We start from the raw sequence: 8,162 nt of genomic DNA on the forward strand, positions 1-8,162 counted from the left end.
CGGCCCTCGACCCGGCGGACGTCCTCGCCCGCGCCGAGCGGGCCGCGGGCGCCTCCCCGTGGCGGGCCGAGCCCTGCTGAGCGGGCCGGGCGTCCCGCCCGGGCACCTGGCCGGAGCACGGTTGAGCGGGCGCGATAGTAGGGGCATGTCGATCTCGTTCCGCCGACCCGGCTTCGTCTGCACCGACCACTTCCTGGACGTCCCGCTGGACCACGCCGACCCGGCCGGGCCGTCCATCCGGGTCTACGCACGCGAGGTCGTCGCGCCGGGCAAGGAGGACGCGGACCTGCCCTGGCTGCTCTACCTCCAGGGCGGCCCCGGCAACCGGGCGCCCCGGCCGGGCGGTCCCGCCGCCTGGCTCGGCCGGGCCCTGCGCGACTACCGGGTGCTGCTGCTCGACCAGCGCGGCACCGGCCGCAGCACCCCCGCGAACCGGCAGACCCTCCCCGCGGACCCCGCGCGGGCCGCCGCGTACCTGCGCCACTTCCGCGCCGACTCCATCGTCCGGGACGCGGAGCTGCTGCGCCGCCACCTCGCCGGCGACCGCCCGTGGAGCGTCCTCGGCCAGAGCTTCGGCGGCTTCTGCGCGGTGACCTACCTGTCGATCGCGCCCGAGGGGCTGAGCGAAGTCTTCATCACCGGCGGGCTGCCGAGCCTCACCGCGACGCCGGACGACTGGTACCGGGCGTCGTACCGCCGGATCCTCGCCGCGAACGAGCGCTACTTCGCCCGCTACCCCGGCGACCAGGCCATCGCCCGGCGGGTCGCCGCCCACCTGGACGGCGCCGACGAGCGCCTCCCCGGCGGCGAGCGCCTGACCGCCCGCCGCTTCCAGACCCTCGGGCTCGGGCTGGGCCACTCCGTCCGCTTCCACGACCTCCACTACCTCCTGGAGGAGGCGTTCCTCCCGGACGGCCGCCTCTCCGACACCTTCCTGCGCGAGGTCGACGCCGCCGTCTCGTTCGCCGCGCAGCCCCTGTACGCCCTCGTCCACGAGGCGTGCCTCTGCGACGGCACGCGCTCGGACTGGGCCGCGGAGCGGACGCTCGCGGAGTTCCCCGGATTCGCGCCGCGCGCCGAGCCGTTCCGGTTCCTCGGCGAGACGATCCACCCCTGGTTCTTCGAGGAGGACCCGGCGCTGGTGCCGCTCCGCGCGTGCGCCGACCTGCTCGCCGCGCACGACTGGCCCGCCCTGTACGACGCCGACCGGCTGGCCGCCACGACCGTCCCGGTGACGGCCGCCGTCTACCACGACGACATGTACGTGGACCGCGACCTGTCCCTGGAGACGGCCCGCATGATCCCCGGCATCCGCACCTGGGTGACGAGCGAGTACGCCCACAACGGCCTCTCCGCCGACGCGAAGGTCTTCGATCACCTGCTGGCCCTGCGCCGCGGCGATATCTGACTTGTGCACTACGACACGGAAATCTCCCCTCCCGGCTGATAGCCAGGGGATGGGGTGGCGACGGGCCCCCTGGTTGGGGGATGGACGGTGGCGCACACCACGGACACCACGCACACCACGGACACCAGGCACACCACGGGTACCGCGGCGCTGAACGGCGCGGAACGCCCCGAGGCGTTCTGGCCCTCGCTGACCGAGGCCGAGCGGAGCGCGCTGAGGGACCTCGCCGAGCACGCCGACCTGCCCGCCGGGACGGTCCTCTGCCGCGAGGACGAGCCGGCGACGCGCCTCGTCGTCGTGCTGTCCGGCTGGGCGAAGGTCTGCCGCACCGAGGGGTCCCGCGAGCGGATCATCGCGCTGCGCGGCGCCGGCGACCTCATCGGCGAGCGCGCCGCGCTGCTCGTCCGGTCGCGCTCCGCCACGGTCGTCACGCTCGACCCGGTGGAGGCGCTGCTCATCCCCGCGGACGCCTTCGCCGCGTTCCTCGGCGAGCACGACCGGGTCCTGTCCGTCCTCGAACGGCAGCTCTACGAGCGCCTGACCGAGGACCGCGGCCCGGACGGGACCGTCGAACCCGGCACGGCCGACCCTGGCACGGCCGTGCCCGCCGAAGCCTCGCCCGCCACGGCCGTGTCCGGGAGCGCCCTCGCTTGGGCGGGCCAGACCTGCTCGATCCTGTTCACCGACATCGCGTCGTTCAGCGACCGCGCCCGCACCGACGACGACCGCCGGCTCGTCCGCCGCGCGATGTACGACCTGCTGCGCGAGGCGTTCGAGGAGTCGCGGCTGTCCTGGTCCGCGTGCTACCGCGAGGACCGCGGCGACGGCGCCCTCATCGTCGTCCCGCCCGCCGTCCCGACCGTCTCCCTCGTCGAGCCCATCGTGTCCCGCCTCGCGGTGAAGCTCCGCGCCCACAACCGGCGCGCGGGCGACGCCGTCCGCATGCAGCTGCGCGTCGCCCTGCACGTCGGGCCCGTCGTCCCGGACCGGGAGGGCGTCTCCGGGGAGGCCGTCATCCAGGCGGCCAGGCTGCTGGACGCGCCCGTCCTCAAGGCCGGGCTCGCCGACTCCGACGCCGACCTCGGGTTCATCGTCTCCGACCACGTCTACGACACCGTCGTCCGGCACGCCTCCGGCACCGTGGACCCGCTGACCTACCGCAAGGTCAAGGTCCGGGTGAAGGAGACCAGGACCAGGGCGTGGATGTACCTGGCCGCCGGAACCGTCCCCCGGACCCCGGCGCTGAGGACCGCGCCGCGTCCCGCCGCCCCGTCCGGGACCGGTGCCGGCACCGGCGGCGACGCCCCGCCCCCGTCGCCGGCCCCGCCGCCGCTGACCGCCGGGACCCTCGACGTCCGCGGCGACCTGGTCCTCGGCAACAAGATCGTCTACGGCCGGTGACGTCCCGGCTCAGGCGCCGCCGGGCCCCGCGAGCGGTCCGACCACGGCTTCCAGGGCGCGCCACTTCTCCGGCCGCCCGCTGACCGCGATCTTCCGCGTCACGACGTACCGGAACATCCAGCGGACCGCGGCGGCCTCCGCCTCGACGTCGATCGCGTCGAGGTAGGCGTCCACGAACCGCCGGGTCGCGCGGGCCCGGTCCTCGGCGGGCTGGTGGCCCGCCACGTGCAGCGCCGCCAGGACGGCGTCGTACAGGAAGTGGTCGCGGTGCGCGAGGGCCCAGTCGATGACCGCCACGACCTTCCCGTCCCGGACGAGGATGTTGTCGGGCCGGTAGTCCTGGTGGGTGAGCCCGACGAGGCCCAGCCTGAGCTCGGTGGCCTCCTTGGCGAGCCGCTCCAGGCTGCGCCGCACCGTGTCCACGTCCGCCTGCGGGCGTGACCGCTTCCTCATCTCGGTGACGAACTCGTCGTAGCGGTCGAGGACCGTCCAGACGGGCCAGTGGTACGGCGAGAGCCGCCCCAGCAGTTCGGCGATGTCGTATCCGGGCAGGTCGACGCCCTGGAGCCGGACGGCGATGCCGTGCAGGCCGGCGAGCGTCACGGCCGCGCCTTCGATGAGCGCCGGGTCGTTCCAGCCGGGCGAGCGGTCGTGCGCGACGTACGGCCGGACGAACCACAGGTGGGGGTCCATCTGGACGAACGGCGCCTCAGGCGACCCGCCGATCGGCGTCAGCGTGCGCTCCACCAGATCGGTGCGCCGGCTCAGGGCGCCCGTGATGGCGAACCGGGCCCCGGCCGGGATCCGCCTGTCCTCCCTGAGGACCCGGGACAGCACATATCTTCGATTCCGCCAAGAGTAGACGTAATGGCGCCCATGGCATTCCAGCAGTTCGATGGGCTCGCTTGAGGGACGGTGTCCGTAGTAGGAATCCAGGACGTTCAACCACGAGCGTTCGCTCAAAGTCTGATCCTTGGTGAGGCTTCCCTGAGGCGCCCGAGAGGGGGCGGGAAGCGATCCCGAGCGGCCTGATCCGGCCGCACGCGGATCATGCTAGAGGCGGCAGTCAAGCCATTTCAGGCAAATGATGATTTGCGGCTAATGTGCGCAATTCCCGCCGTGGCCGGGAGTCGTCCGCGCCGGTCGCCGTGTCCGGATCGGCGGCCGCCCGGTCAGCGCCGCCATCTCAGGGGTGCCTGGTCAGGGGCGCCTCGGCTCGAACGAGATCTGGAGCGCCTCGGCGAGCGACGCGAGCAGGCGGCCGTCGCCGTGCGCGGCGATCATCCGGCCGTAGAGCCGCCGCATCTTGTGATGGTCGCGGCCGCCGAGCTCGCGGTCGAGCAGGACGGCCTCGCGCGCGTAGACCGCGGCGCCGACATGATCGCCGGAATCGAAGGCGATTCCGGCGAGCGCGCACAGCGTCACCATCCTGCCGTGCCCGTCCTCGATCTCCGCCGCGATGGCGCAGGCCCGGAAGGCGGTCCGGCGGGCCTTGTCCAGCATCCCCATCCGGTGGAAGACCTTGCAGAGCGCGTCCAGCGCGTTCGCCTCGCCGCGCCGGTCGCCGATCCTCCGGCGGAGCCGCAGGGACCGGGTCGCGAGGTCGCGGGCCTCGCGCAGCGCGCCCCGCGACAGCGCGACGAGCGCGAGGGAGTTGAGCGAGGTCGCGACGCCGAAGCGGTCGCCGATCGAGCGGCTGAGCTCCAGCGCCCGTCCGGCGTCCGCGCGGGCCCGGTCCAGCGCGCGCAGCCGCCGGAGGCTGCGGCTGAGGCTGTTCAGCGCCTCCGCCTCGCCCTGCCGGTCGCCCAGGGCCTGGAGCGTGTCGAGCGCCTCCAGGCCGGCGCGGATCGCCTCGTCGTGGCGCTTGAGCCGCCGCAGCGCGACCGAGAGGTACACGAGGGCGTGGCCCTCGCCGAGGCGGTCGCCCATCGCGCGGCGCAGCGACAGGGCGCGCTCGACCTCGTACAGCGTCGCCTGCCGGTGCCGTCCGAGCCACACGTGCAGGTAGCTGATGAACGAGAACGTCTCCGCCTCGCCGTGCCGGTCGCCGATCTCCCGGCGCAGCCGCAGGGCCCGGACCGCGTGCTCCAGCGCCTGCGGGGCGCGCCCCCACCCGTAGTAGATGCGGGCGATGCCGTCGAGCGTCTCGGCCTCGCCGCGGACGTCCCCGATCTCGCGCCGGATGGCGAGCGCCTCCGCGGCCCGCTCGTACGCGGGCCCGTAGTCGCTGAGCCCCTGGTGGCCGCGGGCCATCGTGTCGAGCGTCGTCGCCTCGCCGTGCCGGTCGCCCGTCTCCGCGCGCAGCGCCAGCGCCGCCCTCGTCACCGCCAGCGCCTCCCAGTACTCGCTGCGCTGGAGATGGATCCGGGCGATCACGACCAGCGCGTCGGCCTCGCCGCGCCGGTCGCCGGTCCGCCGGCTCAGCTCCTGCGCCGCGCGCGCCTCGCGCAGCGCCGCGGGCAGGTCCCCGAGCTCGCGGTGCGCGACCGCGAGGTGGTGCCGCATGAGGATCTCGGCCGGGACGTCGCCGCGCCGCTCCGCCGCCGCCAGCCCGAGCGACTGCGCCGCGACGTTCCGGTGGCCGTACCTGCGCAGCTCGAAGAACCCGTAGACGGCGTCGGCCAGCGCGAGCGTCAGGTCGTCCCAGCCCGCCCGTGAGGTCTGGGCGATGACCGCGACGAGGTTGCGGTACTCCGCCTTGAACCACTCCAGGTCCGCGGCGCGCCGCTCCGGCGCGGTCTCCGCGGGCGTCCCGGCCGGCTCCGGGCCGATCACGCGCCGGTACGGGTCCAGGGACCGGGCCGCCTCCCGCGCCCGCTCCGCGTACCCCTCGGCGAGGGCGCGCAGCGCCGCGTCCCGCTCGGGCCCGCCGTCCTCGGCCTCCGCCCGTCCCTTGGCGTACTCCCGTAGCAGCTCGTGCAGCCGGTACCGCCGCGACTCGGTGGCCTGGACGAGGTTCGCCGCCTCCAGCCGGCGCAGCATGCGGTGCGCCGCGCCGGCCGGGACCGCGCACATCGCCCCGACGGCCTCGGGCGTGAAGGTGGGCCCCTCGATCAGCCCGAGCCGCCGGAACGCCGCGGCGAGGTCGGGGGCGAGCCCGCGGTAGGACCAGTCGAAGGCGGCCCCGACGGCGCTGTCGAGGTGGTCGGCCGGCGCGAGGTGGGACAGCCGGTCGCCGCCGGCGAGCATCTCGACGGCGTCGGACACCGACTGCTGCGGGCTGGTGGCGAGGTTCGCCGCCGCCAGGCCGAGGGCGAGCGGGAGGCGGGCGCAGGCCTGGACCAGCTCCCTGGCCGCCTCCGGCTCGGCGTCCGTCCGCTCCCGCCCGGCCACGGTGCGCACGAGGTCGAGCGCCTCGCCGGTGGGCATCACGTCCAGCGGGACGGTCCGGACGTGGTCGCGGGCCACCAGCCCCACGAGGTCGTCCCGCGCGGTGATCAGCACCACGCACGAGGCGCCGCCGGGCAGCAGCGGGTGGACCTGCCAGGAGCCGGCGGCGTCGTCCAGCACGATCAGCACCCGCTTCCCCGCGAGCCGCGACCGGTAGAGCGACGCCAGCTCGCCCTCGTCGACGGGGATGCGGCCGGACGGCACGTTCAGCGCCCGCAGGACCTGGCCGAGCGCCTCCCGCGGCGGCAGCGCGGCCTTCTCGGAGTAGCCCCGCAGGTCGACGAAGATCTGCCCGTCGGCGAAGCGGTCCGCGATGAGGTGGGCCCAGTGCACCGCCAGCGCGGTCTTCCCGACGCCGGGCATCCCCGTGATCGCGACGACGAGGGGGGACGGGGAGCGCTCGTCCTCGCGGAGCAGCGCGTCCAGCCGCGCCATGACCTGCGTCCGGCCGGAGAAGTCGTGGATGTCGCGGGGGAGCTGCCGGGGCGGCCCGGGGGCGCCGAGCACGGTGTCCTCGGCGGTGCCGCCGATCAGCGTGATCTTGTCGCCGAGGACGGCGTCGCCGCCGAACCCGACCCCGCTGGGGAAGCCCGGCACCTGTGCCTCCGCCTGTCCGCTTGCCCGGAGGCTAGCCCGGCCGGCGCGGCACGACCGTGTAGCGCGACACAAACACGGGGGTTCGCGCGCGGACGGCCTGGGCACGGGCGGCCCGGGCGCGGGGACGGGTGGGGCGCGGGGACGGGTGGGGCGCGGGTGGCGGGCGTGCCGACCTTTACGAACGTAGGTTGCGAAAAGTGAACGAAAGGGGGTCCGGGGTTGTCCGCCCGGCCGCCCCTCAAAGATCATCGGCGTCTATGTGGCATCCGGAGCTGGTGGTCAGGCGGATGGCCGGCGACCGGACCCTGGTGCTGGCCGCGTGCGCGACGGCGCTGTTCGCGACGACCGTCCTCGCCGCGCTGTACGGCTACACCGGGTCGGTGACGCGCGAGGGGCTGCGGCGGACGCTCGCCGAGTCGACGTTCGACACGGCCGGGATGCGGATCGCCGGGCACTTCCCGGCCGGCGGGCTCGGCACCGCGCAGCGGCAGGTGGACGCGGCGCTGCGGCAGATCTACCGGGACGTCCCGCTGACGGTCTCGGTGGGCGTGCGCAGCGACTCCTACAGCCTGCCCGGGCAGGAGGGCAGCGACCATCCGGAGCTGACGGCGTTCGAGTCCTACACGGGCATCGAGCAGCACGCCCGGATCGCGGCCGGGCGCTGGCCGGCCTCCGCGCCGGGCCAGGGGAGGGACGCCGAGGTCGAGGCCGTCCTGCCGGCCGCCGCCGCGCGCGCCATGCGGGTGAGGGTCGGCGACTCGCTCGCGCTGCGCGGCCGGATCGACCGGTCGTCGGCCGTGCGGGTGAAGGTCGTCGGGCTGTTCGACGTCCACCGGCAGGACGACTACGTCTGGCAGGGCGACCGGCTGGTCACCACCGGGGTGGAGCGGCTCGACTACACGACCTACGGGCCGTTCGTGGTGCGGCCGGAGGTGTTCGCGAGCCGCTTCACCGGGACCGGCGGCGACGCCCGCTGGACGGTGCTGCCCGACCTGCGGAGCGTCCGGACCGGGGACCTGGAGGGGCTCGGCGACCGCGTGACCGCCGCGGGCGCCACCCTCCAGAAGGCGGGCGGCGGGGCGCCGTTCACCGCGGTGACGAACCTGCCGAGACTGACCGGCCAGCTCCACGGCGCGGTGGAGACGGCGCGGTCGACGATGCTGATCCCGGTGCTCCAGCTCGTCCTGCTGGCCGGGTACGCGTGGATCCTCGTGGCGCGGCTGCTCGCCGACCACCGGCGCGGCGAGGTCGCGCTGCTGCGCACCCGCGGCGCGGGCATGCGCCAGCTCGCCGGGCTCGGCCTGGCCGAGGGGCTGCTGACCGTGCTGCCCGCCGCGCTGCTCGGCCCGCTGCTGGCGGCGCCGCT

5 protein-coding genes are annotated in these 8,162 nt (G+C 75.2%); 3 read left to right on the forward strand and 2 right to left on the reverse strand.

The genetic code is table 11. The annotated features are described in order from the left end of the window. The first annotated feature begins 145 nt into the window (after positions 1-145). The gene (locus E1300_RS45180; RefSeq protein ID WP_131763433.1) at positions 146-1,408 is read left to right on the forward strand and encodes an alpha/beta fold hydrolase; all 1,263 of its coding nucleotides are present in this window, start codon (positions 146-148) and stop codon (positions 1,406-1,408) included. Between the two features lie 87 nt (positions 1,409-1,495). Continuing rightward, entirely contained in the window at positions 1,496-2,809 is a 1,314-nt protein-coding gene (locus tag E1300_RS45185) for a cyclic nucleotide-binding domain-containing protein (RefSeq protein WP_165503286.1), read from the forward strand. Positions 2,810-2,818: 9 nt separating this feature from the next. On the opposite strand, the gene E1300_RS45190 is transcribed toward E1300_RS45185, so the two are convergent. Next, positions 2,819-3,646: a phosphotransferase gene (locus E1300_RS45190; protein ID WP_165503287.1), complete on the reverse strand. Its 828-nt coding sequence runs from the start codon at positions 3,644-3,646 to the stop codon at positions 2,819-2,821. A gap of 363 nt (positions 3,647-4,009) precedes the next feature. After that, positions 4,010-6,796, reverse strand: coding sequence for an ATP-binding protein (locus tag E1300_RS45195; RefSeq protein ID WP_165503288.1), 2,787 nt, complete (start codon positions 6,794-6,796; stop codon positions 4,010-4,012). 257 nt (positions 6,797-7,053) lie between these two features. On the opposite strand from E1300_RS45195, the gene E1300_RS45200 reads away from it, so the two are divergent. Beyond that, positions 7,054-8,162, forward strand: a 1,109-nt coding sequence (locus tag E1300_RS45200; protein ID WP_207400346.1) for a hypothetical protein, incomplete at its 3' end; no start/stop codon positions are given.

The organism is Actinomadura fibrosa, assembly GCF_900659615.1.
Taxonomy (GTDB): Bacteria; Actinomycetota; Actinomycetes; order Streptosporangiales; family Streptosporangiaceae; genus Spirillospora; species Spirillospora fibrosa.

Excerpts from the sequence above, each read along its gene's own strand:
- E1300_RS45180 (WP_131763433.1), top strand. The coding sequence starts at position 146 with ATGTCGATCTCGTTCCGCCGACCCGGCTTCGTCTGCACCGACCACTTC.